The following is a 25,166-nucleotide window of genomic DNA, read 5'->3' as shown; positions in this document are numbered from 1 at the left end:
TGGCGATTAAAGATAGACAGTCATTGAAGATTCGTCGCTGCTGAAGATAGTCGGCCAACACTCCAAGATTTATTTAGTAGATTCTGGTGATGGGCGCACAAAAAAAGCGAGGCCGGCTTGCACCAACATCGCTTTAAAAATTTCTATTTAGGAATTCTTACTTTTTAGTTAATTTCAAAAGAAAGCGGTCAGTCTTACCTCGAACCCCAGGAGCAAAAACCAACGCCGAGCCGTCATCTTCGCTATTGGCAAGAATGTCACTGACTTCAACTTCGAAGCCCGCCGCTTTCGCTGCATCAATCGCTTGCTGAACTGGCATTCTATGCAAGGCATTATTGTCGGTGCCCTCTTTACCGTTATGATCGATCAGACCTAAAACACCGCCGGGTTTTAAAGCGGCCTTAATATCTTTCAACATCGCAACGCCGGCTTCTGGACTACGATTATAAATATCGTGAAAATTTAAAGCGGTAATTGCAACATCGACACTGTTGTCGATATTCATCCCACCAAATTCTGAATTGATTCGCTCTACATTTGGCAAGCGATTATTAGCCAAGCGCGCTGAAATTGCTTTTTCATTTGCACCATCACGGTATTGAAGAAAAGCGGGCGAATTCTGCGCGTACACTTTTCCCTCGCTGCCGACAGCGAAAGACAATACTTCTGTATACCAACCACCCGACGCCGCAACATCCAAAACCGTCATTCCCGGCTTCACACCTAAAAACGCCAACACTTCCGCTGGTTTTCGCCCCGCATCCCGGTCGCTTTCTCCAGCAGTACGCTTGTCGCTATTAATAGCCGCCTGAATATCGCTAACACTTCCGACAGCAAAGACAGACAGAGAAAAAAGTAGGCTTATTACACAAACTGTGCATCTATAAATAATTTTCATTTATCACTCCTAATTATTTTTATGAATTCATTTTTAAAAGTATTTTTAAAACTGGTGTGACTATTTAATCTGAGTACAACTTAGGCACAATTTAATCTAAGCACAACTTAAGCACAATCAAAGTGATGAAGCATATTATTTGCTCAAGTAATTTCGGCCAATGAGTAAATGATGACTCTAGAAATTCAACTCGCTAATGATCAAGTTGAGCTATCAAGTTGGACAAGAGCAAGGCTTAACAAGAACGCAAGCGAAAAGCGCCGAGCAATAAAAAATAGAAGTATTTATACACAAACCCAGATAAAAATTAAGCCGCATATGCTAACGAACAGGCTAAGAAATAGTTTCGCTAATATCCTGGACCCAAATTTTGGCGGATTCTAGCTCCGCAAAAACTGCAACCTGTAGCGCGTCATGTTCCGCATAGAATCGCCATAGACGAACCAGGCTCTCCAATAGTCCGTTATTAACAATGATTGCCATTGCTAATCCACCGCTATCCTTTGCTGCTGCTACACTTTTTGCGGCTAATTGCTGAATTTGTTCCGGTGTTGTATTAACACTATCAACATTAGTGAGGTCGACAACTTGATACTTCAATTTCGACAATACAACAGGGCGATAGATCTTCGCGCTAACGCTAGAAAATTCCCCATCTAACAACTCACCAGCCGCAGTAACAACAACACCTTGACCATTATTCTCAAATAAAAACGAAACTGGCACGATGTTTACTACTCCCGAGAAAACTACATTATTATTATTTTGCTATTTTTATTGTCCTTTTTAGAATTCTTATCGTTTCGGGATAATATGATAAAAACTGATTAAATAGAAAGGGTTTATATTAAAAAATGATAAGTTTTTTATGATATGGGATTAAAGAATGATGGCGCATACATGGAGTTAATTTTTAACAATAAAAATTGCACTATTTCAGATCACTCGGCTCATCAATATCGCGTAAAATTCCAGCATCTTTAACCGGCAGCTCAGTAACTGCTTGCGGGTTTTCGGAAATAATTGACCTTCCACCCCGATCGCCGCGTAATAATTTTAATTGATCAAACCAAAGACGACCAAACCAGACAGGATGACCTAATTTTTTAACCCCTTCTTCATTAAACACCGAAGGCACAATAATTCTTTTCGCCGACTTTGACGCCAGAATTTTTTTCATTGTCGTCAAACGAATAAAAGGCATATCTGCCAAACCCAACAATACACCAGTAAACTTCTGATTATATTTTGCCTCGAAAACATCAAGAAAGGTAATTGCATCACTCAAACTGCTACCCATACCTTGCGCAGAGCCGTCAGAATAAACAAAGTGAAGATTTACTTTTTCTTCGAGCTTAGCGAACAGCAACTGTTCGTTTTCTTTATCACTGGGTTTAAGAACAACAAAAACGTCATCGCAGCACTGCAAGAATAAATCAGTGGTGCGTGTGAGCAAGGTATGCGAATCATCAAATTTTGCCAAGCGCTTATCACTACCAAAACGACTTGCTTTTCCAGCAGCCAAGATGACACCGGCGGTTTTCATAGCACTATCTGCTGAGGTCATATAGAAAATTTGCCTTTGACCGAACAAAGTCAGCAAGAATTAAGAATAATTTATTATTTGAAGTTAAACACTTTTCGATTTGCGGATGGGGCCTAAGAATGTAATTTCGCACGCACTTGAGTTAACTCAGCCAAAATCGCAATCGCTATTTCCGACGGCGTTTTACTACCAATGCTCAATCCGATCGGTGCATGCAAACGATCCAAATCCGCCTTACTAATATCCAATTGCTGTAACCTATCACGGCGTTTTTTCGAAGTCGCCATTGAGCCCATCGCTCCAATATAAAAAGCTTTACTATTAAAAGCTTCCAACAAGCCCATATCGTCGATGCGCGGATCATGCGTCAACGCTAATATTGCAGTACGAGTATCGTTAGCGTGTTTTTCAACGGCATCATCTGGCATCGACTGTATTAACTCGACATTCTCGATATTCCACGCTTTGATTTGTTCCGGGCGAGGATCACAGACGCTGACGCGATAATCCATCAACAAAGCGAACCGCGCCAGCGCGCGGGTGACTTCGCTTACACCAACTAAAAATAAATGAAACTGAGGACCCAAAATTTGGTGCAAGTTAAGCGGAGTGTTTTCATCCCGTTCAAAAATAAATCGCTCGCCATGCGAACCAGGGATAAGCTCGCGTCTATTTTTTTGGAAGTCGACGTTACGGACAACACACTCTCGAGCTTCGAGATGTTGTAATATTTTTTTTAACCAGGAAAGATTTTCTTCTGTAGCACTTTGCGGTTCAATCAATACACCTAAAGTTCCACCACAGGGCAATTTTAAACGCTCAGCTTCTTCCTTTGATTCTCCGTAGAGCATGTGTACGGATTTGTCAGAGGCGATTTCACCGCGAGAAATTTTCTCCAATAAATCTTCTTCGATACAGCCACCTGATAAAGAGCCACACTGTCCTCCTTCTGCGTTGCAAGCCATTAAAGAGCCAACATCTCTTGGCGCGGAACCCCAGGTTGAAGTGACGGTACACAACCAAGCCGCTTTCCCCTCTTCTAACCAACCAATTAAGGTAGAGAAAACTTCTGAATCCAAATTGAACATAGTTTTTTAATCAAAAAATTATTTGTAAATATTTAGCGAAGTATCGAGTATCGAAATACCAACTTAAGACTTTAACACCAAAGGTAAATCTCTAAGTCGTTGCCCCGTCGCCGCGAAAATTGCATTCGCCAAGGCTGGCGCCAATGGCGGCAAGCCAATTTCACCGACGCCCGTTGGCGCCTCTTGGCTATCAATTAGCACAACTTCAATTGGCGGGACCTCATTTATTCTTAGCACTGGAAGATCATGAAAATTACTTTGCACTACACGCCCATCATCAATTGTTACGGGCGGTTTTAGCGCCGCCGATAATCCATAAACAACAGCACTTTCTATTTGCGCCGTAACATTATCAGGATTAACAACAAAACCACAATCAACAGCGCAGACAACACGCTCGATTTTATATCCAGAGTCTTGTAACGAAACCTCTACGACCTCTGCAACATAAGACAAAAACGATTCATGAACGGCGACACCTTGAAAACGGCCCGCTGCGGGATTACCCCAGTTTGCAGCTTTTGCGACAGCCTCTAATACACCCTTGTGTCGCGGATGATCTGTTAAATGCTTTAAACGAAATTCGACAGGATCTTGATTCGCTGCATGAGCCATTTCGTCGGCAAAACCTTCTGCGACAAATGCATTGTGTGAATGGCCCACGGAACGCCAAAAACCTAAAGGAATACCTGGATCATAAAGTGCAACATCCACTTTTTTATTTGCAACGTGATAAGGAACAACCGCACCTTCCGCCATACTTGTATCAGCACCCGCGGCAAAATTTCCGGCTAAGCGGCCAATGCCTTTCGCCATTGCCTCTGGCAACCATGTAGGCAGGTAGCCGCTGGCCAAAGTCGTCGCAAAGCCTTTTATAATACTGGCGGACGCCAAGCGATGTCGCCACGAACTTAGGTGGCCTTGATCATCTAGAGTGGCATCGAGTTTATGTAAAGTGGAAGGGCGATAAAAATCATGTTGCATATCGTCTTCACGAGACCACATCACTTTGACAGGAACACCAGGAACTTGCTTGGCAATGGCAGCCGCTTCTCCGGCAAAATCGCACATCGCTCTGCGACCAAAACCACCGCCCAAAAATGTTGAGTTTACTTTTACTTTGCTTGCCTCAAAGCCACCAAATTGTGCCGCCATTTGTCGCACAATATCTGGCGCCTGATTCGATGCCCATACTTCACAACTATCATCGGTCACTAATGCGGTACAGTTTTGCGGTTCCATTGAACTGTGGTGCAAAAAAGGTGCACTGTATTCTGCACTAATAACTTTACTAGCAGCGTCAATCGCGCTATCGGCATCGCCTTCATTTGCAGCTTCAACAAGGTCATCAGGCTCTTCAATGAAATTGCGTTGTGCCTCTAAAATTTTGTTAGAGCTGAGATCCGCCAGCGGTCCTTTATTCCACTCAACAGTTAATTGATTGGCGGCCTGTCGCGCTTGCCAATAGGAATCTGCAACGATAGCAACGCCATTATGAATTTGGAAAACTTTTTTCACGCCCAATAATTTATCGATACTTCCAGCATCAAAACTTTTTACGGTGCCTCCGAAATGTGGACACCGCACAACGACGGCGATTTTTAAATTCGGTAAATCAACATCGGTACCAAAAATTGCACTGCCATTGGTTTTTTCTCTAGAATCTAAACGCTTAGTTGATTTGCCGAGCCATTTAAAATCTTTAGTGTTTTTCAGTGTGACTTGCTCAGGAATCGGTAAGCTTTTTGCCGCTTCCGACAATTCACCATAAGATAATTTTTCTCCTGAGTGTTTATTGATGACGTAACCGTTATCGGTATCGCACTGCTCCGCCGATACACCCCAGTGCTGCGCCGCTGCGGTCATTAACAAACTACGTGCCGATGCACCTGCATTCCTTAGCGGCAACCAGGCACTATTAACGCTGGTACTGCCGCCAGTCACTTGCATACCAAGCGCAGCATTAGCATAGGCAGAGTGAGGTGGTGCCATTTGAACTTGAATTTTTGCGGGATCGTAATCTAATTCTTCAGCAATAATTGTGGTCAAAGCAGAATAAACATTTTGCCCCATCTCTGCTTTATCGAGTTGAAAGATCACGTTGCCGTCTGTAGTAATTTGCAACCATGCGTTTGGTTGAAAACTATTCTCAACAGTTTGCGGAACTGGACCTTCGTCGCTTCCGGTCAATGCAATCCCAAGAACTAACCCACCACCAACAACACCGGTACCAATGAGAAATTTTCGGCGAGTGAATTTCATTGCTCACCTCCTTCTGGGTCAAATATTTGGACAGGGCTAGCCATTAAGGTGGAGGCTTGATGAATGGCTTTGCGAATTCGTGAGTAGGTTCCGCAACGACAAATATTTCCTGCCATTGCCGCATCGATATCTGCATCACTGGGCTTAGGATTTCGCTCTAACAAAGCTGCCGCCGACATAATCTGCCCCGATTGGCAGTAGCCGCACTGCACGACATTAATATCTTGCCATGCTTGTTGAACCGGATGATCGCCCCCTAGGCCCTCAATGGTTGTTACGGTTTTCCCAGCTATCGCGCTAATGGGCAAAACACAGGTTCTCATCGCTTGGCCGTCGACATGCATCGTACATGCACCACACAAACCCCGACCACAGCCAAACTTAGAACCCGTTAATGCGAGCTGTTCTCGTACCGCCCAGAGCAAGGGCGTCGAAGGGTCGACGCGCTCATCAAGGGATACCGATTTACCGTTGAGCTGGAAATCAATCATAGAGCCACCTGTTACAAATATGGGTAAGAAAATTTTTTAAACGATTCCAAATATTATGGCGCCAAATGATACTGCTTAATTCAATACGCTTACAGTGCCAGTACGAGCTTAAGAGTCTCGGTCCTTATTCTCGCTTCATCTATATACATCGCAGTGATTAAGTAGACGCAGTGTCACCTTCTTTACCGAGCGGCTTGGTCATCATAATTAATTTAGGCAACAAGGTAAGCGAGCCTAAAATCGCCGCGAACATTGCCAGACCAGTAAGCAAACCAAAATAAATTGAGGGAATAAATTTTGATAAAGCCAAAATTGAAAAGCCCACAATAATAGTTAATGCAGTGTAATACATTGCACGCCCTATCGATGCATGGGAGCGGTGTATCGCCTGAACATAACTTCTATCTTTCGCAAACTCCTGCTTAAAACGATAAATATAATGAATCGCATGATCGACACCGACACCCACCGTAATCGCAGCAATGGTGATCGTCATCATGTCGAGAGGAATTTTTGCAATACCCATACTACCCAGCACAAAACCAGCAGCGAGAATATTCGGAATAATAGCAACTATCGAAAATGTAAAAGAGCGGAACAACACCAGGAACATAACCATGATGCCAAGAAAAACTGCACCCATTGTTACGATTTGCGAACGAAACAAACTTTGCAACATATTGTTATACAAAACCAATAAACCAGTGAAATGAACTTGCTCAGCTTTCAAGCCCACATCATCAATGGCGTAATCACGAATTTTTTCAATGAGTTCTGCACGTCTTAAATTCGGATTGGTTTCTTGTGCGCGTAAAGTAATACGAGTTTGATTAGCCTCATAAGACAAATGCGGCGACACTAAAAAATCGTCAATTTCTTTTGGTAGGCTTTGTTTCATTACTGCCAATTCAAAATCATTCAACGGGCCTTTATTAATATCTTGAGCAACTTCGTAAGCCGTTGCCAAAGATTGTACTCTGCCAATTTCTGGCAAGGACTCTAAATAATCATGAAGCTGTTTTATTTCGCTTAAACCGGCAACAGTAAACCAGTAACTGGATTGTTGAGCACTTTCTTCGTCGCCGCCAAAAGGATCACCATCACCGAAGGGATCGTCATCTTCAAAGGAATCGTCGTATGCGAAAGGATCTTCCTCACCAAAGGGATCATCTTCGCCATAATCATTGGCAAAATCATCATCGCCGCCACCAACTTCACCGGCAACGCCAGTGTCTAATGCCTGACTATTTTCTTGATTGATTAATTCGCTAGGCGCGGCTTCGGATGGCGTATTTTCCGCTTCAACATCTAAAATAATATCGAGCGTTATTGTCCCACCTAAACGCTGATCGATCGCCGACATGCCTTGGTAAATTTCTGTCGACTTGTGAAAGTAATCAATAAAACGGTTTTCCACGACTAAATTCGAAATACCATAGACGCTGGCTGTAGCGGCGACAAAAGAAATCCCCAAAACTATTGATCCATACTTTTCTGCAAACTTGGAAAACCGAAGTGTTAAAGCAGCGGAATTGTCACCCTTATCTTTTGCTTCACCTTTCGGCAAAATCATTAAGCCCGCTGGGATAATAGTAAAGGCCAAGACAAAGGCAACGCATAGGCCGATCGTCATCATCCAACCAAAATCGATAACCGGTTTGATGTCGCTCACCACCAATGAAACGAAAGCAACGATGGTGGTCAGCGCAGTGTAAAAACAAGGCAAAGCCATCAACCGAACGGTCTTTGAAACTAATTCTTTTTGTGTCCAGTCGATATTTGCGGCGTGCAATTCACGATAGCGAACGATCAAGTGAATAGTTATAGCCAATGCGATAATCAACAGTAGCGCGACAAAATTAGAAGAAATGACCGTTAGCCGCCAATCAATCCAACTGGTATAACCCAACATCATCACCACGGAAAATATACAGGTTATCAGCGGAAGAAATACAAATCGCGGTTGGCGAAAAATGATCACCAGCATTCCGATAATAAAAACCAAAATGCCGAGACCAAAAACCACCAGATCACTTTTGATAAAGGCAATCATATCAGCGGTAATCATACTGACACCGCCCAAAAAGATTTCCGCTTTATCTTTATAACGATCAGTAATTTCTCGGACCTGCGCAACCCGCGCATGATCACTCGCATCACGTTCTGTGCGATACACTAAAAATTCTTCGCTAACGCGCTCCAGCTCCACTTGTTCTTCAGCGCTTAGCCCAGATTCATCTCGCTTTAATCGTAGCTCGTCGCGATGCCTAACCAATTCCAAATATTTGTTGTCAACTTCAAAGTTTAAAAGCAAAGCGGTTGTAAGCTTGTCCGGGCTCAACAAAGTATCGCGATAGATAGGGCTTTCAAGAAATTCTTGTGTTGCCAACTCCCGGTCAACATCGCTGTTTTCTAGCGTGCGTAAACCACTGCCAACCTGTGTCAGCGTTTGCAAGGGGCTATACAGTAAGGGAACATCTAAAATGCTATTCGCACTTGCAATGCCCTCTAGCTGCAATAACTCATCACGCATAGATTTAAGCGCATCTAAAGATTCGTCAGACATTAAGGGCGCTTTAGGCGTATAAGTGATCACGAGAAAATCACCGCTTTGATAACGCGCAGTAATTTCTCGAGAGTAATCGATCGCGCGATCATGCTCTAACGTTAACGATTCAGCAGAGGCATCAAGCTTAAAACCCGGCAACCCCATAGCTAGACCAACCAAGATTAACACTATGACGCTTAAAGTGATTTTAGGGCGATCGATTACTGCGGCTTCATACAAGGCTGCAAATTTATTTATCATCTAGTTTGCCTATCGTGCTTTTTCTATGGAGGTAATTCGTCACTCGGAATTTTTATCGTTATTGGCCGTACTCAGCCCAGCGTTTACTTACTCGGCGTATTGTAATGAATTCGAGCAGAGAGTATAGCGAACTCACTCCATTTCTAGAGGCGTAATTCTTTACGATGAATGCAAGCCACCTGGGAGTGTCGTCAGACAAATACTACAAGAATAAGTTTTATGCCGTAAACGATTAGATATCGAACAAAGAAGGGGGTTTAGATAACAGGAAGGCTACAAGTCTACATCGCTCGCCCAATGAAAAAGGCCGCGACAACTAAGACCATAACGAGGCCAATGCTCAGTACTTTCTTAAAATGCGAAAAACTTGAACGCTCCGAGCTTTCGCGGTTTTCAGGGACCGAATTGCACACGAGTGTCGGCATATCGCCCAGCTGTTGATCTAGACTTGCAGCGATACTTTCAAAACTGCTTGGTCGCTCAGTCAATTGTCGGTTTAACATACCTGCCAATAGGCTTTGAATATCGTCTGGTAAACGGCGAAAATGTCGCGATTGATGCAAGGCCTGACCTTTAAAGAGTGGAAAATGCCCCACCAACATTAAATAAAAAATTACCCCGCACGCGAATATATCCGATTGCGGACACAGCGGTTCACTTTCAATGTAGAACGCCGGTGGATTGCGGGAGCTCTTCGAATCACGCTTCGATTTCTGCATATCACTTTCTTCGCGATGATGAAGCATGCCGAAATCAGCTACCTTAACTATGCCTTGCTCATCAAAGAGAATATTCGATGGCCGTAAATTCCCGTGTATAACACCGTTTTTATGCGCATAACTTAAGCCATTTACAATCTGCTGAGCAATAATAAAAAACTCTTCTACGCTATAGTTACGAACAAGTCGTTCCTGCAAGCTGCCGCCCTTCAAATAATCCATCACCTCAATAAAGGCATTTTTATTTTTTGAAACACCGTGAAGACGCGCAATATTTTTGTGACTTAACTTCGACATGGTTTGGCAGGTTTGAAAACCGTGGAATTGTCCAATAGTTTTTTTAACCACAAATTGTTGACCGCTATTTTTCTCAATAAAAAGATACACCGCGCCCTGTTCGTTTTCCCAAAGAATATCGAGCAACGAAAAGGTTTTGCGATTATTGACCGCAGCATTCGCGCGCTTTACCCGTTGTGTATCTAGATGTGAACCTTGAGACTGAAGCAACAAACGATCATAAACAGCGGTCATTGAAGGTGGTCGTTGATTTGCGTCATGTGCCAGACAACTCATAACCAAATTTGCAAGTTTAGCGGGCAACGCGGTATCGCTAGGTTTTTTTTGACGCTCTTCTTCACCAGGAAAATATCCGGCAAACAATTCATACATAACAACGCCTAGAGAATAAATATCGGTTTTAATACTCGCATTCGCTGTTGAGTTTACCAGCTCTGGCGCCATGTAAGACTCTGTTCCCAAAACAAAAGAATTTTCGCTTTCTGGTTTAGCTTCGTGATCCGTCTCTGCGCTCTTATCTGCTTGAAACAAAGCGATACCAAAATCTAAAACTTTAATCGTAAAATCGCGATCGACAATAATATTGGCGGGTTTAATGTCACGATGAATAACAGAATTTTTATGCGCATAAGCAAAAGCCTTACAAAGTTGCAAACAAATATCCAGTTTATTGCGGAGGCTTAGCTCCCGACTTCGTATCACGCTCGCTAGATCAGCGCCCTCAACATATTCCATAATAAAATATGGCGTGCCTTGAGGCGTCATACCACGATCAATGACGTTAACGATATTGGGGTGATTGAGTCGCGCAATGATGACGGCCTCACGCTCAAAAGCCTCATGAATCTGGCCATGTTCGCACATCTGTTGATTGAGAATTTTAATGGCAACAGGACGCGCCAAGGAAAGCTGCTGGCCGCGGTAGACTTCTGCCATGCCGCCTTCACCAATTTTTTCGTTAAACTGATAACCTTCGAGCTGAACCACGCTCATTGAATATTCCTATCTAAAACTTTCACTCAAAGCCGTCGATATCGACGGTGCATTAAATTAAGCCTAGCTGGAAATTTCAATTTTTAAACATATCTCTAGGAATTGAAATTGAGGCGTTTAGGGGATGCCTAATTTTGCTCGTGTCGAGGTGCGACGAAGCTGCAGGGTAGCCCCCATTTCGGGAGGAGAAACGATGGTAGAAATCGAAGGAGGGATGTAATCGGTCGCTCTCAAACGCGACGGGTATCTTATTCGCCCCAGCGAGGCATAATATTTTGCTCAATGTCTAGATGATCGAGAATACGCCCAACCACAAAGTCCACAAGATCTTCAATGCTACGAGGCTCATGATAAAAACCGGGGCTAGCGGGCATAATAACCGCGCCCATGCGAGTTAGCTTGAGCATGTTTTCTAAATGGATTTCTGAATAAGGCATCTCGCGAGGAACAATAATTAATTGGCGTCGTTCTTTTAACGCGACATCCGCCGCGCGCTCAATCAAATTATTACTTGCACCACAGGCGATCGACGACAAAGTCCCGCCGCTGGCAGGACAAATCACCATCGATGATGGCGAGCTAGAACCAGAAGCCACAGGTGAAAACCAGTCTTGCTTATCCAGCAAAATAAGTTGCTCTTCAGCAGCATTATAATTTTTTGCTAGCAGACGCTGCTGGGCCAGTAAGGTATCGGGCAAATCCAGTTCTGTTTCTGTGGCAATAACAGTTTCTGCTGCGTTCGACATCAAAAGGTAAACTTGACAATCTGCTGCCAACAAACATTCCAACAAACGCAGACCATAATGGGCGCCAGAAGCCCCCGTCATTGCCAAGGTAACGGTTCGATAATAATTGGCCATAATAATTACCTTTTAGTTGCGAGATTTTGAACCGACTAGATCGTTAATTTCTTAAAATAAACCTGAAACAACACGTCAACATTACGATTGGCTTTGAGCGAAGCGCTAATCGCCTGTCGAGACTAACTACATCAATTAACTATACAAATTAACCGCATAATTTAACGACGTAAATTACGAACTGGCTTTTAATGTTTCTACTAATTTTCGATGAACACCGGCAAAAGCACCATTACTCATAATGACAATATGTGAATCCCTGTCCGAGGCTGCGATCGCATCTTGAATTAATACATCTATATCGTTACGCAAAAAAGCAGGAGATGAACTCGTATCAATAACATCTTGCAGAGACCAATCCATATTCGGTGGCTGATACCAAAAAACGCAATCGGCGTCTTCACAAGCCTTGGCAAGTGCTGCTTGATGCACCCCCATTCGCATGGTATTTGAACGAGGTTCAATCAACGCGATAATTTTTTGTTTGCCAACTTTCGCACGCAAGCCCGCCAAAGTTGTTTTAATTGCGGTTGGGTGATGAGCGAAATCATCGTACACAGTAATACCGTGATAAGTTCCCAAGGATTCCATACGGCGTTTTACGCCTTGGAATTTCGCTAAAGCTTGTGCTGCCGTTTCCGGCTTAACACCAACGTGACGAGCTGCTGCGGTTGCGGCAAGCGCGTTAAATACACTATGTGTTCCGGTTTGTGCCCAATTCACCTCACCAACACACTCGCCTTCAAAATAAATCTCAAATTGACTACCATCTTCACTGAGTAATTTTGCCTGCCATTGGTCAGGTGTTTTTAATATTTTATTTTCGCCAAGCGAGAGTGTTTGCGTGGGCGTCCAACAACCTTTCTCGATGACCTCATCAATGCTCGCTGTTTTTTCAGGACAAATGATCAAACCATTGCTGGGAACTATTCGCACAACGTGATGAAACTGTTTTTGAATTGCTGCAAGATCATCAAAAATGTCAGCGTGATCAAATTCGAGATTGTTAATTATTAAAGTTCTCGGCAAATAATGCACAAACTTTGAACGCTTATCAAAAAAAGCGGTGTCATATTCATCCGCTTCAACAACAAAAAATGGCGAGGTCTTACTCAAGCGAGCCGACTGGGTGAAATTACTGGGGACACCGCCAATTAAATAACCCGGATCCATTCCCGCGTACTCAAGAATCCACGTCACCAAGCTGCTAGTTGAGGTTTTGCCATGAGTGCCCGCAACGGCAATGACCCATTTATCCTGCAGCACATTGTCATGTAGCCACTGCGGACCAGATACATAGGGGATACTCGAATTTAACAAAGCTTCAACTATCGGATTGCCACGACTCATGGCGTTGCCAACAACGACTAAGTCAGGCGCAGGATTTAACTGTGAGGGATCAAAACCTTCGATCAGCTCAATACCCGCCTGTTCGAGCTGCGTGCTCATTGGTGGATACACATTGGCATCACAGCCAGAAACACGATGCCCCAAATCCTTCGCCAACTGCGCCAGGCTTCCCATAAAAGTGCCACAAACGCCGAGTATATGAATATGCATAGCTGAATTAATCTATCTTTGAGTGGGTTATTTGCGGATCGACAGCTTACCACGGTTGAGATTCTAGCTAACAGCCGCCCAGTTCATAAAATTTTCATTTATTGTCATTACCCTAAGGCGCCGTTTTTGGCTATCATGTGCGCTGCAAATTTCCACCTACAACTCAAGTCTTTGGAATTTTTAACGAAGTTCCCGATTAAGCGAAATCCTTGGAGAAATAATGGCTAAGAAGAACGCCTTTTACGCACAATCTGGAGGCGTAACTGCCGTCATCAATGCAAGTGCCTGTGGAGTAATTGAAACTGCTCGCAAACATAAAGATAAAATTGGCAAAGTATACGCCGGTCGTAACGGAATTATTGGCGCACTACGAGAAGAGTTAATTGACACCTCGAAAGAATCCGCGAAAACAATCGCCGCATTAAAATTTACACCTTCAGGTGCCTTTGGTTCTTGTCGCTACAAATTAAAAAGTATCGAGGACAATCGCGCTGAATATGAACGCTTAATCGAAGTTTTCAAAGCCCACAATATTGGTTACTTTTTTTATAACGGTGGTGGTGATTCTGCTGATACCTGTTTAAAAATTTCACAGCTTTCGAAAACGATGGGTTACCCCCTGCAAGCAATCCACATCCCAAAAACCGTCGATAATGATTTGCCGATTACCGATACCTGCCCTGGTTTTGGCTCGGTAGCAAAATACGTTGCCGTTTCAATAAAGGAAGCGGGTCTTGATGTCGCATCAATGTGTGACACATCAACGAAAGTATTTGTTATGGAAGTGATGGGTCGTCACGCAGGCTGGATTGCAGCCGCTGGCGGACTGGCTGCTCAACAAGAAGGCGACGCTCCGCATATTATTTTATTTCCCGAACTTGCTTTTGATCGTAAGAAATTTTTAAAGCGAGTTGATGAGTGTGTTAAAAAATATGGTTATTGCGCCATTGTCGCATCAGAAGGCTGCCAAGATGCGGATGGGAAATTTCTCGCCGATGCAGGAACAAAAGATGCGTTCGGACACACTCAGCTCGGCGGAGTCGCGCCAACACTAGCCAATATGGTTAAAGATGAATTCGGTTACAAATACCACTGGGCAGTTGCCGATTATTTACAACGTGCAGCACGGCACATTGCTTCACAAACTGATGTTGAACAAGCTTACGCTGTTGGTAAAGCCGGTGTCAAAATGGCATTGGCTGGCAAAAACGCAGTGATGCCGGCCATTAGCAGAACATCTTCTAAACCCTACAAATGGAAAATCAAAGAAGCGCCCTTGAAAAAAGTTGCCAATGTCGAGAAATTTATGCCTCGCGACTTTATTAGCAAAGATGGTTTTTCCATTACCAAAAAATGTCGAACTTACTTAGAGCCTCTGATCAAAGGTGAGAGCTATCCCACCTACAAAAACGGCGTACCTGTGTACGCCCGCTTGAAAAAAATATTGGTGAAAAAGAAACTAGACACCTCATTCGATATCTAAAGCAGAAGAAGACCACCTGCGAACCAACACGTCGGGATAATTAGTTGTTATGAAAGGAAAAGTCGTCGCCGTCAGTTTAAGCCCCAACCATTCTTTTAGTAAGCCGAATACGTTTTCAATTCGCTTAATTGAAGGTCTTGGGGTGGAAGGTGATTCACATTTCGGTGAAACGGTTCAACACTTATCTCGAATTAAAGTCGATCCGACTCAGAAAAATCTGCGGCAAGTGCATTTAATCACTCAGGAATTAATCGATGAATTACAGGGCAAAGGTTTTATAATCACGCCAGGCACGATCGGCGACAACATCACAACACTTGGCATAGACTTAATTAATTTACCTACCGCGACACGCCTTAAAATTGGTGAGCATGCGGTGATAGAAATTACCGGGCTGCGCAACCCTTGCTCGCAACTCGACAAATATCAGCAAGGCTTAACCGCCGCGGTTCTCGACAGAGATGAGAATGGAAAAATAATTCGTCGGGCCGGCGTTATGGCAATCGTCATATGTGGCGGTGATATTTCCGCAAACGATGAAATAACCGTTGAATTGCCGCCAGAGCCCTTTATTCCTCTTGAACGCGTCTAGGATATTCAAGCATGAACAAAACTTCCCAACTCGCATTTTGTTTTATCTTGTTAATTCTCTCCGCTTGTTCACGAAATTCTCCTGAACAGGTTGCCAATGACTATTGGCAGGCATTATTTATCTCCGACGAAGCAAGCATTTCAACACTGGTATTCGATCAAGAAGCCTCTAGCCTCCATAAAATTCTCGATCCCGGCGACGAAAGCAAGGTAGTGTTCGGTGATATTAAAATCGAGGGAGATATTGCGAAAGTCGATACCCTGCTTACTTGGAAAGATTCGGAAAAAGAATCCACTTTTGGCACCAAGACAATTTTAAGGAAGACCGATGACGGCTGGAAGATAGATACCGAACAAACGCAAAAAGTGTTTTTCGATAGTGTTTACGCATCCACACTATCGGGTTTAGAAGCTGCGCTTGCCGATAGCGCCAATGCATTTTTAGAATTAGGCGACTCAATCACCAACTCGATGGCAGAAGAATTGTCTAATGCCAGCCAAGCCCTACAGCAGCAAAGCGAAGAGGCCAACCAAGAGATACAAGCCTTTCTACAAAAACTCGATGAAAACTTAAAAAAAGAATTAGAAAAACATCAGTAGATAAAATTTTATTTGTCGCCCCACAATTCTTTTAAGCGCATATCTCGTCCACACCCTCGTCGATAAAAACGATATCTGATCGGATTTTTTTAGTAATAATTTTGGTGTTCTGGCTCGGAGGGATATAACTCTTTTACGCAGCAATCTCAGTCACAATCGAATAGTCGAACTTATAAAGTCGCGGTTTTTAACTAAGCCAAAGCTGTAGGCGAGTTCGCGAAATAAAATAGAAGCAGGGTAATTGTTTTTAAAAAGGGTTTAGAAACCATAATAAACCTACAAGATAAGCCTCCGCTGCGATTAACCCGCGTGTCTTATATCTTTCGCCGGAGCGATCCCTTCAAAGATAGAACAATTCATCCAGGACGATATATTTTTAGTCAAGGCCGTCGGCCCAACAATAGTGAATTTTTTATCTGCAATCGCGCTCGAATAACTCAGGTCACCCATCCAGAGTTCAATCATGGTTCGTAAATCTGTGGTGATATAAACATCGATATCTTTCCCTGGATCACTAATGCAAGCATCGACTTCATCACCTTTAATCACCAACCACCACGTTTTAATATCCTCGAGATCGGTGAATTGAAAACGGATTACAGATTCATTACCTATCAATTTGTCTGTAACAATACTGCGCTCTAAATACATAATTAATAATTCAGCATCCAAGTCTGATTCTGGCATTCCATCTCGTGCCCAGCGCATCCCCCAGGTACCGAATTCCTTTACCAGCGGCAGCAACTCCTTTCCGCATTCTGTTAAAAAATACTCGTAACCTTTCTGGCCCTGAATTTTCTTTTTAATCAATATGCCCTGCGCCGCAAAATCGTTGAGGCGCTTTGTCAGTATGGTTGGCGAGATACCACCTAAGCCGCGTTGCAAAACATTAAATCGGTTCCCACCCATCAGGAGCTCTCGCACAATAAGTAAGGACCATTTATCTCCGAGGATTTCTGCCGCTTTAGCGATCGGGCAAAATTGGCCATATTGCATATATATTTCTCCTCGCCCCGAAATGTCTAAACCAATGGATAGACTGTAAAGCTCCCTACAATACCCAATTCGAGTCTTTAACTCCAGTTTATGAAGTTAACAACTACACATTACGTAGTTGGTTACTACTGATTGAGGAGTATCTATCGATCACCGCGCCCCCTAAGATGCGTCCATCTGATCAATACCGCAGCCAAATAGACGGTATCTGATGCGTTTCACATATTCACTTAATGCTAGATTTTCAGGAGGAGAAAATGTCATTCACAAATACGGTCCGATCATCTCAACAGCCGAATCAACCACGGGAAGATTTCGTATATAAGAACCACTTATCAGGAAGACAAGAAATGGGAATTGCTCAAAAATCAGGGCTCGCCTTGTACGGCTTAAGCTCTTACGCAATCGGCTTTAGTGGCCTACTGGCAATAATTTTTTCAATGGCTGGCTTCATTCCACTGGGTAGCATGTTCGTGATTACAGACAATGCCGCCCTCGCCATAATTATTAATATCGCGCTAACACTGGTATTTGGTTTACAGCATTCAATAATGGCGCGACCAAAATTCAAAGAGTTTTTTAAAAGCGTGTTTGGCGAAGCAAGCGAACGAAGTACTTTCGTTTGGACCAGCGGTATTTGTGCCTTCATTATGGTCGCCTTTTGGCAACCGCTTACTGGCTTTGCTTGGCAAGTAGAGTCACAAACAGCACAAATAGTACTGTGGGCAGGTTTTGCTATCGGTTGGACATATTTGGTCGCAGCAACTTTTGCGATTAATCACTGGGATTTATTTGGGCTTCGGCAAGTGTGGTTTGCGCTGCAAAATAAAAGCTACGTAAATCCTGAATTCAAAGAAAATTGGATGTATCGCTTCAGCCGCCACCCAATAATGCTCGGCGTTCTTATCGGTATTTGGTGTGTTCCGGTAATGACAATGACAAAACTGGTTCTCGCCCTTTGCTTTACGGTTTATATTTTTATTGGTGTAGGCTTTGAAGAAAAAGATTTAATCAGAGAATTTGGCAAGACCTATATCGATTACAAAAAACGCGTGGGCATGTTTTTCACTGTGAAGAAATCAACGCAGTAACAAAAAATAACACGCATAAAAAAAGGAAGCCTAGGCTTCCTTTTTTGTTTCGTTCTTAGCTTTGAAATCTAGCCCAATAAAGGCGCGATAACCAAGCTAACAATTGCCATCACGTTGATCAAGATATTCATCGCTGGCCCAGAGGTATCCTTAAAGGGATCACCAACAGTATCGCCAACAACAACAGCTTTATGGGTGTCTGAACCTTTACCACCCAAGTTGCCCTTCTCGACAAACTTTTTGGCGTTATCCCAAGCGCCACCCGCATTTGCCATCATTAGCGCCATCAATACGCAGGTGATCAAAGCGCCGCCTAGCATTCCACCCAAAGCTTCAGGGCCGATGCCGAAACCGACAACAACAGGCGCGGCAACAGCCAAGACGCCGGGTGCAACCATCTTCCGCAAAGCGGCTTTAGTCGCAATATCGACACAGCGTGCACTATCGGGTTTCGCAGTGCCTTCCATCAAACCAGGAATTTCTCGGAACTGTCGGCGAATTTCTTTAATCATATCGAAAGCCGCATCACCGACAGCACGCATAGTTAAGGCGCTCACCAGGAAGGGGAAAATACCGCCGATGAACATTCCCGTTAGTACCAAGGGATTACTGATATCCAATGCGAAACCATCAACATTGTTTTCAACGGTTTCAATAAAAGCGGCAATAATTGCTAAGGCAGCAAGACCTGCCGCTCCAATCGCAAAACCTTTACCAATGGCGGCGGTAGTATTACCAACTTCGTCAAGACCATCAGTAATTTCGCGAGTTTCTTCGCCCAGCTCAGCCATCTCAGCGATACCACCCGCGTTATCTGCGATTGGGCCGTATGCGTCAATTGCCATAGTGATCCCGACAGTTGCCAACATCCCTACGGCCGCTATACCAACCCCATAAACGCCAGCGCCATCTGGCAACAGCATACTAGTCGAGAAGATAATGCCGGCAATGATTAACACCGGTACCACAACAGATTCCATACCTGTCGCCAAACCAGAAATCATTACCGTAGCCGGACCAGTTTCACCGTCCGCCGCTAGTTTTCGAACGGGTTTACCGCCGGTGTAGTACTCAGTAACCAAACCAATACCGATACCACCCACAGCACCGCAGACCACACACCACCATACGCTGGTGGCAACACCGAGCTGAGCTACCAAGAAAAACGCTGCGATGATAAATAAAACCGCCGCACCTATGGTTCCGATTCTTAAGGCCACATCTGGCGCCTTGCCGGACATAAGCTTGACGATAAAGATACCTAATATTGAACAGATTAATCCGCTAGAAGCCAAAGCCAATGGCATGAACATTAGTTGCTCGCTGTTACCACCCAACGCTTCGACAGCGACAATTCCCATAGTCGAGGCAATCGCGATGGTCGCGATCATTGACCCACAGTAAGACTCAAAAATATCCGAACCCATACCGGCAACATCGCCCACGTTGTCGCCAACGTTGTCGGCAATTACACCAGGGTTTCTTGGGTCATCTTCAGGAATACCTGCTTCAATTTTGCCCACCAAGTCAGCACCAACGTCGGCACTTTTGGTGAAGATGCCACCACCGACACGACTGAACAGCGCAACAACCGATGCCCCCATACCGAAACCGTGAATCGCCTCAGCGTGTTCAGCGCCAAAGAAATAATAGAGTCCGCCAAGCCCGAGCAAACCCATGGACGCAACCACCAAACCCATGATGGAGCCGCCAAAAAACGCGACACTTAAGGCCGTTGCCGCACCGTGAGTGCTAGCCGCCATAGTGGTTCTCACGTTTGCTTTGGTAGCAGTATACATACCAATGTAACCAGCAATCGCTGAACACAAAGCGCCAGCGATAAAGGCAACTGGGGTATGCCAAGATTTAAAACCGACAAACAATAGCGCCACGACAACCAGCGCGAAAGCACCCAAAATCATGTATTCCCGGCGCATAAAAACCATTGCGCCTTGGTGAATTGCATCACCAATCTCGGCAACTAAGCCATCTCCAGCGGGATATTTCTTTACGATCTGATAGACAATAAATGCCGCGATCAGGCCAGCGACCCCTAAGGCCGGTGGCAACAGCAACTGATCCATATACACTCCTCAAATAATTGTTATTTTATAATTTTGACTCGTTTAATCAGCGCCTGCATAAATCACCCAAGAACCGCGCTTACGCAAGCGACAGATTCCAACAACCGACGATAAAACTTAATCTTTCGACCAAGTCATCACGCCCGTGTAGGCGAAAGATTTGATAAGCAAAACGCGTGGAGATGGCTAGCAACGGCAAAACCGTGTAGCAGCGGAAATGAACTCGATCCCCCATTTCCCCGACGAGTGATTCTATGCGACCTCAGTGCCAACGGCAAACACCCAGGGAACTCGAGCTCACTGGGTAGTTCAAAGGTTACAAATCACCCCAAATCAAACATTTATTGCCCGGGGCAGCGCTTAAAAACCTTGAACAATCTAGATCAATCCCCCATATATCGTTATACTTGCCTGTTACCTTTTGCCACTCTCTGCTATCAGTTCTAGATCACACCCAAAGGACCCGAATGTCTGCTACTAAACAATCCCGTATCAAAGAGTTAATCGCCCGCGGTAAAGAGCAGGGCTATCTAACTTATGCCGAAGTAAATGACCACTTACCGGAAGACATTTCCGATCCAGATCAGGTCGAAGACATCATCCAAATGATCAATGACATGGGGATTCGCGTTTTTGAAACCGCCCCCGATGCAGAAGCATTATTGATGGCGGATGGCGACTCCTCAGCTGATGAAATCGCCGCTGCCGAAGCCGCCGCAGCGCTAGCCGCTGTTGAAACTGAAGCCGGCCGCACCACCGACCCGGTTCGCATGTATATGCGCGAAATGGGAACGGTTGAACTACTTACCCGCGAAGGCGAGATCGCCATCGCAAAGCGTATCGAGGAAGGCATTCGCGAACTGATGCATGCGATGGCCTACTGGCCAAATACGGTCAGCCTTATTGTTGATGAATACAACCTCGTTGAAAAAGAAGAGCGACGTCTCGTTGATATTATTGCCGGCTGGCTTGATCCCGCTGACAATGTTCCTTCGCCGATGCAGCAACAGCAAAATATTGCCGAAGCGGCGGCCAAGAACAACAAAAATAACGACGACGATGACGATGATGGCGACGAGTCTGAGGATGAAGAAGAAGCCAACACTGGCGTTGATCCGATCGAAGCGAAAGAAAGGTTTACCAAGCTCGCCAAACAGCTCGCAAAATCCGACAAGATCTTAGCCAAGCATGGCCAAAACAGTAAACAAGCCGGAAAAGAATTAGACGCGCTAGGAGAAATCTTCAAGTTCTTCAAATTACCGCCGCGCCAGTTCGATCCGATTTACAACCGCATCCGCGATATCCTTCATCGGGTACGCCGTGAAGAGCGCACTGTAATGACTTTATGCGTGCGTGATGCGGGCATGCCTCGCAAGACCTTTATCAAGGAATTCCCCGGCAACGAAATCAATGAAGCCTGGATTCCAGACATCATTAAAAAGAAGCGCGATTACTCAGACGCCTTAAAACCTTTTGCGGATGATATTTTGCGTTCACAGCGCAAACTTCAGCAGATTGAAGAAGACATCAACCTCGATCTTGCAACGATAAAAGAAATCAACCGTCGCATGTCAATCGGTGAAGCGCGAGCGCGTCGCGCGAAAAAAGAAATGGTTGAAGCGAACTTGCGCCTTGTAATTTCTATCGCGAAAAAATACACCAACCGCGGTTTACAATTCCTCGATTTAATTCAAGAAGGCAATATTGGTTTGATGAAAGCCGTCGACAAATTCGAATATCGTCGCGGTTATAAGTTTTCAACTTACGCGACATGGTGGATACGTCAGGCGATTACACGTTCGATTGCAGATCAGGCTCGCACGATTCGTATCCCTGTTCACATGATTGAAACGATTAACAAACTCAATCGTGTATCGCGTCAAATGTTGCAGGAAATGGGACGCGAACCAACGCCAGAAGAATTAGGCGAGCGTATGGAAATGCCCGAAGACAAAGTTCGTCGCGTTTTAAAAATTGCCAAAGAACCGATCTCTATGGAAACACCAATTGGTGATGACGAAGATTCGCATCTTGGTGATTTTATTGAAGATGGCACCATCGTTTCTCCGGTGGAATCTGCGACCGGCGAAGGTCTAACAGAATCAACTCGCGAAGTACTGGCAGGCCTCACCGCCCGCGAAGCGAAAGTATTACGCATGCGTTTCGGTATCAATATGAACACCGACCACACCTTAGAAGAAGTTGGCAAACAATTCGACGTAACCCGTGAACGAATTCGTCAGATCGAAGCCAAAGCCTTACGTAAACTTCGTCACCCTTCGCGCTCAGATCATTTGCGCAGCTTTTTGGACGAGTAATTACGCCGAAAATTGCTGGGCAAAGGTTGTTTTAAAAAGGTCGGATCATCCGACCTTTTTTATTTCTCCAATCGCCAACGCTTATTTTCAGTTACAATGCCCAGCACGCGAATGAAACATAATTAAAAATCAGCAAGCTTGAACACAATCATTTTCAAATCCTAATTGACGATCGCCAACACGCAAGTGTTCGCGTTAAAACAAACAGGGAATCCATTATGAGTTCTATCTTCGAAGACAACAGCCAAACCATTGGCAACACGCCACTCGTAAAAATACAGCGCATCAGCAAAGGCAAAATCTTCGCCAAAATTGAAGGTCGCAACCCAGCGATGTCAGTTAAATGCCGCATCGGCGCGAATATGATTTGGGAAGCCGAGAAAAGCGGCGCATTAAAACCTGGCATGTCGATAGTTGAACCCACCAGCGGTAACACCGGCATCGCCCTCGCCTTCGTTGCCGCATCCCGCGGCTATCCGGTAACGCTCGTCATGCCAAACACCATGAGCCTAGAGCGAAGACAATTAATGAAAGCCTTGGGCGCAACTATTGTCCTCACCGAAGGTGCGAAAGGTATCCCTGCGGCAATCGCCAAAGCCAATGAAATCGCCGCGGAAGCACCAGATAAGTTCTGGAAACCCAGCCAATTCGACAACCCCGCAAATCCAGCAATTCACGAAAAAACCACCGGCCCTGAAATCTGGAACGACACCGATGGCGAAATCGACGTACTCGTCTGCGGCGTCGGCACCGGCGGTACCCTTACCGGAATTTCTCGCTACATCAAAAAGACCCGGGGTAAAGCAATCACCTCTGTCGCCATTGAACCCAGCTCTAGCACTGTGATCACCGCCGCGAAAAAAGGCGAAGAACCGACTCATGGCCCCCATAAAATCCAAGGCATCGGCGCCGGTATCCTTCCTAAAAATCTTGATTTGGAAATGGTTGACCAAGTCGAACAAGTCAGCAACGAAGACGCCATCGCCTGGGCTCACAAACTCATGAAAGAAGAAGGCATACTCACCGGCATCAGCGGTGGCGCCGCCATGGCCATAGCCGACCGCGTATCACAACAACCCGAACACCAAGGCAAAAACATCGTCGTGATACTACCGGACTCCGCCGAACGCTATCTCTCAACCGCCCTCTTCGAAGGCCAGTTCAGCGAAAACGAAACCGTTCAATAGCACCAAGGGATGAGGGGTGGCATAGTCAGTTGCTGCCCTTTATAATGCGCGGCCTCGTGGTAAGTAGAAAGGTGAGCGAGAATCTCCCAGGGCCACCTTCACTACTTTAACAAAGCCTGTTTCACACATGATTTCAGTGCGAGAGTTAACGCAAGAATTTTTTACGAGGGCAAGGCGCGGCGTAGGCGCATTAAAGAAATTGTTGCTCATCCCAATAGTCGGGTTGAGCACAGGGTAGATCCTCAAGACAAGGAGCAGCGGAAGTGAAAGCGGGAGCATACGTAAAAGTATGTGACCAATAGAGCTGAGCACGCGACGCAGCATTGAGGATCTAACCGAAGCTCAAGGTCCCTTAGCTCAGTTGGTTAGAGCAGTCGACTCATAATCGATTGGTCCACAGTTCAAGTCTGTGAGGGACCACCATCCATAAAGAAACCACCTTCGGGTGGTTTTTTTATATGGTGGTCCCTCACAGACTAGTTCGCACATTGGCACAGTTCACTAAACGCGCCAGCGTTTTGCAACCAGCCAAACAGCTTCACCGATTGGCGCAGCCCGAAGGGTCAAAAACACTAAAGTGTTTTTGATTCACTCTGTGAGGGATGCTTTAAGCTCAGATAAAGTTCTAACCAAACGCAGTCGACTCAACTCTTTATAAAATCAGGATTGGTCCACATTCCAAGTCCACGAAAAACCACCATATAAAGAAACCACCTTCGGGTGGTTTTTTTATATGGTGGTCCCTCACAGACTAGTTCGCACATTGGCACAGTTCACTAAACGCGCCAGCGTTTTGCAACCAGCCAAACAGCTTCACCGATTGGCGCAGCCCGAAGGGTCAAAAACACTAAAGTGTTTTTGATTCACTCTGTGAGGGATGCTTTAAGCTCAGATAAAGTTCTAACAAAACGCAGTCGACTCAACTCTTTATAAAATCAGGATTGGTCCACATTCCAAGTCCACGAAAAACCACCATCCATAAAGAAACCACCTTCGGGTGGTTTTTTTATATGGTGGTTCCTCACAGACTAGTTCGCACATTGGCACAGTTCACTAAACGCGCCAGCGTTTTGAAACGAGCGAAGCAAAGCCCCGCGTGGTGTCAAAAACACCAAGGTGTTTTTAATTAACTCTGTGAGGGCTTCAAACACGAAAACCAATTAAACCAGCCACCTCAACGCTCAATGATCTTCTCTCTAAAAATAATGGGGGTGGCTCACAATTCCAATCCGCGAAACACCATCATTTAAATAAAAACCCCAACAATAAATCCTCCTTCAGATCTATTGTTGG

18 protein-coding genes and 1 tRNA gene are annotated in these 25,166 nt (G+C 44.8%); 7 read left to right on the top strand and 12 right to left on the bottom strand.

From position 1 onward, the window contains the following. Positions 1 to 157 precede the first annotated feature (157 nt). From ACYUCY_RS01770 to mpl, 10 genes are all read right to left on the bottom strand, one after another. Positions 158 to 898: a class I SAM-dependent methyltransferase gene (locus ACYUCY_RS01770; RefSeq protein ID WP_460224721.1), complete on the bottom strand. Its 741-nt coding sequence runs from the start codon at positions 896 to 898 to the stop codon at positions 158 to 160. 333 nt (positions 899 to 1,231) lie between these two features. Beyond that, on the bottom strand, positions 1,232 to 1,624 hold the full coding sequence (locus ACYUCY_RS01765) for a hypothetical protein (protein WP_460224720.1): 393 nt from the start codon (positions 1,622 to 1,624) through the stop codon (positions 1,232 to 1,234). A gap of 205 nt (positions 1,625 to 1,829) precedes the next feature. Further along, positions 1,830 to 2,465 (bottom strand): nucleotidyltransferase family protein, encoded by a 636-nt coding sequence (locus ACYUCY_RS01760; protein ID WP_460224719.1) that lies wholly within the window; start codon positions 2,463 to 2,465, stop codon positions 1,830 to 1,832. Positions 2,466 to 2,557: 92 nt separating this feature from the next. Continuing rightward, entirely contained in the window at positions 2,558 to 3,532 is a 975-nt protein-coding gene (locus ACYUCY_RS01755; protein ID WP_460224718.1) for an XdhC family protein, read from the bottom strand. Between the two features lie 63 nt (positions 3,533 to 3,595). After that, on the bottom strand, positions 3,596 to 5,794 hold the full coding sequence (locus tag ACYUCY_RS01750) for a xanthine dehydrogenase family protein molybdopterin-binding subunit (protein ID WP_460224717.1): 2,199 nt from the start codon (positions 5,792 to 5,794) through the stop codon (positions 3,596 to 3,598). After that, positions 5,791 to 6,285, bottom strand: coding sequence for a (2Fe-2S)-binding protein (locus tag ACYUCY_RS01745; RefSeq protein WP_460224716.1), 495 nt, complete (start codon positions 6,283 to 6,285; stop codon positions 5,791 to 5,793). The genes ACYUCY_RS01750 and ACYUCY_RS01745 overlap by 4 nt, the downstream gene beginning before the upstream one ends. A 157-nt stretch (positions 6,286 to 6,442) precedes the next feature. Continuing rightward, on the bottom strand, positions 6,443 to 9,094 hold the full coding sequence (locus tag ACYUCY_RS01740; RefSeq protein ID WP_460224715.1) for an efflux RND transporter permease subunit: 2,652 nt from the start codon (positions 9,092 to 9,094) through the stop codon (positions 6,443 to 6,445). 281 nt (positions 9,095 to 9,375) lie between these two features. Beyond that, positions 9,376 to 11,103, bottom strand: a complete 1,728-nt coding sequence (locus ACYUCY_RS01735; protein WP_460224714.1) for a protein kinase domain-containing protein — start codon at positions 11,101 to 11,103, stop codon at positions 9,376 to 9,378. A gap of 248 nt (positions 11,104 to 11,351) precedes the next feature. Then, positions 11,352 to 11,963 carry a flavin prenyltransferase UbiX gene (locus ACYUCY_RS01730; RefSeq protein ID WP_460224713.1) on the bottom strand — a complete coding sequence of 204 codons (612 nt, stop codon included), beginning with the start codon at positions 11,961 to 11,963 and terminating at the stop codon, positions 11,352 to 11,354. A gap of 174 nt (positions 11,964 to 12,137) precedes the next feature. Then, on the bottom strand, positions 12,138 to 13,523 hold the full coding sequence (gene mpl, locus ACYUCY_RS01725) for a UDP-N-acetylmuramate:L-alanyl-gamma-D-glutamyl-meso-diaminopimelate ligase (protein WP_460224712.1): 1,386 nt from the start codon (positions 13,521 to 13,523) through the stop codon (positions 12,138 to 12,140). 220 nt (positions 13,524 to 13,743) lie between these two features. Between mpl and ACYUCY_RS01720 the strand changes: the two genes are divergently transcribed. The 3 genes from ACYUCY_RS01720 to ACYUCY_RS01710 are packed head-to-tail and all read left to right on the top strand — an operon-like array spanning position 13,744 to position 16,197. Beyond that, on the top strand, positions 13,744 to 15,006 hold the full coding sequence (locus ACYUCY_RS01720; protein ID WP_460224711.1) for a 6-phosphofructokinase: 1,263 nt from the start codon (positions 13,744 to 13,746) through the stop codon (positions 15,004 to 15,006). Between the two features lie 49 nt (positions 15,007 to 15,055). Then, on the top strand, positions 15,056 to 15,598 hold the full coding sequence (locus ACYUCY_RS01715) for an MOSC domain-containing protein (protein WP_460224710.1): 543 nt from the start codon (positions 15,056 to 15,058) through the stop codon (positions 15,596 to 15,598). Between the two features lie 11 nt (positions 15,599 to 15,609). Continuing rightward, positions 15,610 to 16,197, top strand: a complete 588-nt coding sequence (locus tag ACYUCY_RS01710) for a nuclear transport factor 2 family protein (protein WP_460224709.1) — start codon at positions 15,610 to 15,612, stop codon at positions 16,195 to 16,197. 300 nt (positions 16,198 to 16,497) lie between these two features. On the opposite strand, the gene ACYUCY_RS01705 is transcribed toward ACYUCY_RS01710, so the two are convergent. After that, entirely contained in the window at positions 16,498 to 17,193 is a 696-nt protein-coding gene (locus tag ACYUCY_RS01705) for a winged helix-turn-helix transcriptional regulator (RefSeq protein ID WP_460224708.1), read from the bottom strand. A 257-nt stretch (positions 17,194 to 17,450) separates the two neighbouring features. On the opposite strand from ACYUCY_RS01705, the gene ACYUCY_RS01700 reads away from it, so the two are divergent. Next, on the top strand, positions 17,451 to 18,284 hold the full coding sequence (locus ACYUCY_RS01700; protein ID WP_460224707.1) for a methyltransferase family protein: 834 nt from the start codon (positions 17,451 to 17,453) through the stop codon (positions 18,282 to 18,284). A 68-nt stretch (positions 18,285 to 18,352) separates the two neighbouring features. Here ACYUCY_RS01700 and ACYUCY_RS01695 read toward each other — a convergent pair whose 3' ends face one another. After that, on the bottom strand, positions 18,353 to 20,368 hold the full coding sequence (locus tag ACYUCY_RS01695; RefSeq protein WP_460224706.1) for a sodium-translocating pyrophosphatase: 2,016 nt from the start codon (positions 20,366 to 20,368) through the stop codon (positions 18,353 to 18,355). 431 nt (positions 20,369 to 20,799) lie between these two features. On the opposite strand from ACYUCY_RS01695, the gene rpoD reads away from it, so the two are divergent. From rpoD to ACYUCY_RS01680, 3 genes are all read left to right on the top strand, one after another. After that, positions 20,800 to 22,686 carry an RNA polymerase sigma factor RpoD gene (gene rpoD, locus ACYUCY_RS01690; protein ID WP_460225102.1) on the top strand — a complete coding sequence of 629 codons (1,887 nt, stop codon included), beginning with the start codon at positions 20,800 to 20,802 and terminating at the stop codon, positions 22,684 to 22,686. A gap of 218 nt (positions 22,687 to 22,904) precedes the next feature. Further along, positions 22,905 to 23,873, top strand: coding sequence for a cysteine synthase A (gene cysK / locus ACYUCY_RS01685; RefSeq protein WP_460224705.1), 969 nt, complete (start codon positions 22,905 to 22,907; stop codon positions 23,871 to 23,873). A gap of 346 nt (positions 23,874 to 24,219) precedes the next feature. Next, positions 24,220 to 24,296 (top strand) — tRNA-Ile (locus ACYUCY_RS01680). The last annotated feature ends 870 nt before the right edge of the window (positions 24,297 to 25,166 follow it).

It is taken from the genome of Aurantivibrio infirmus (genome assembly GCF_054767315.1).
Note: the sequence above shows the minus strand (reverse complement) of the source record. Positions and strands in the feature narration are given on the sequence as shown.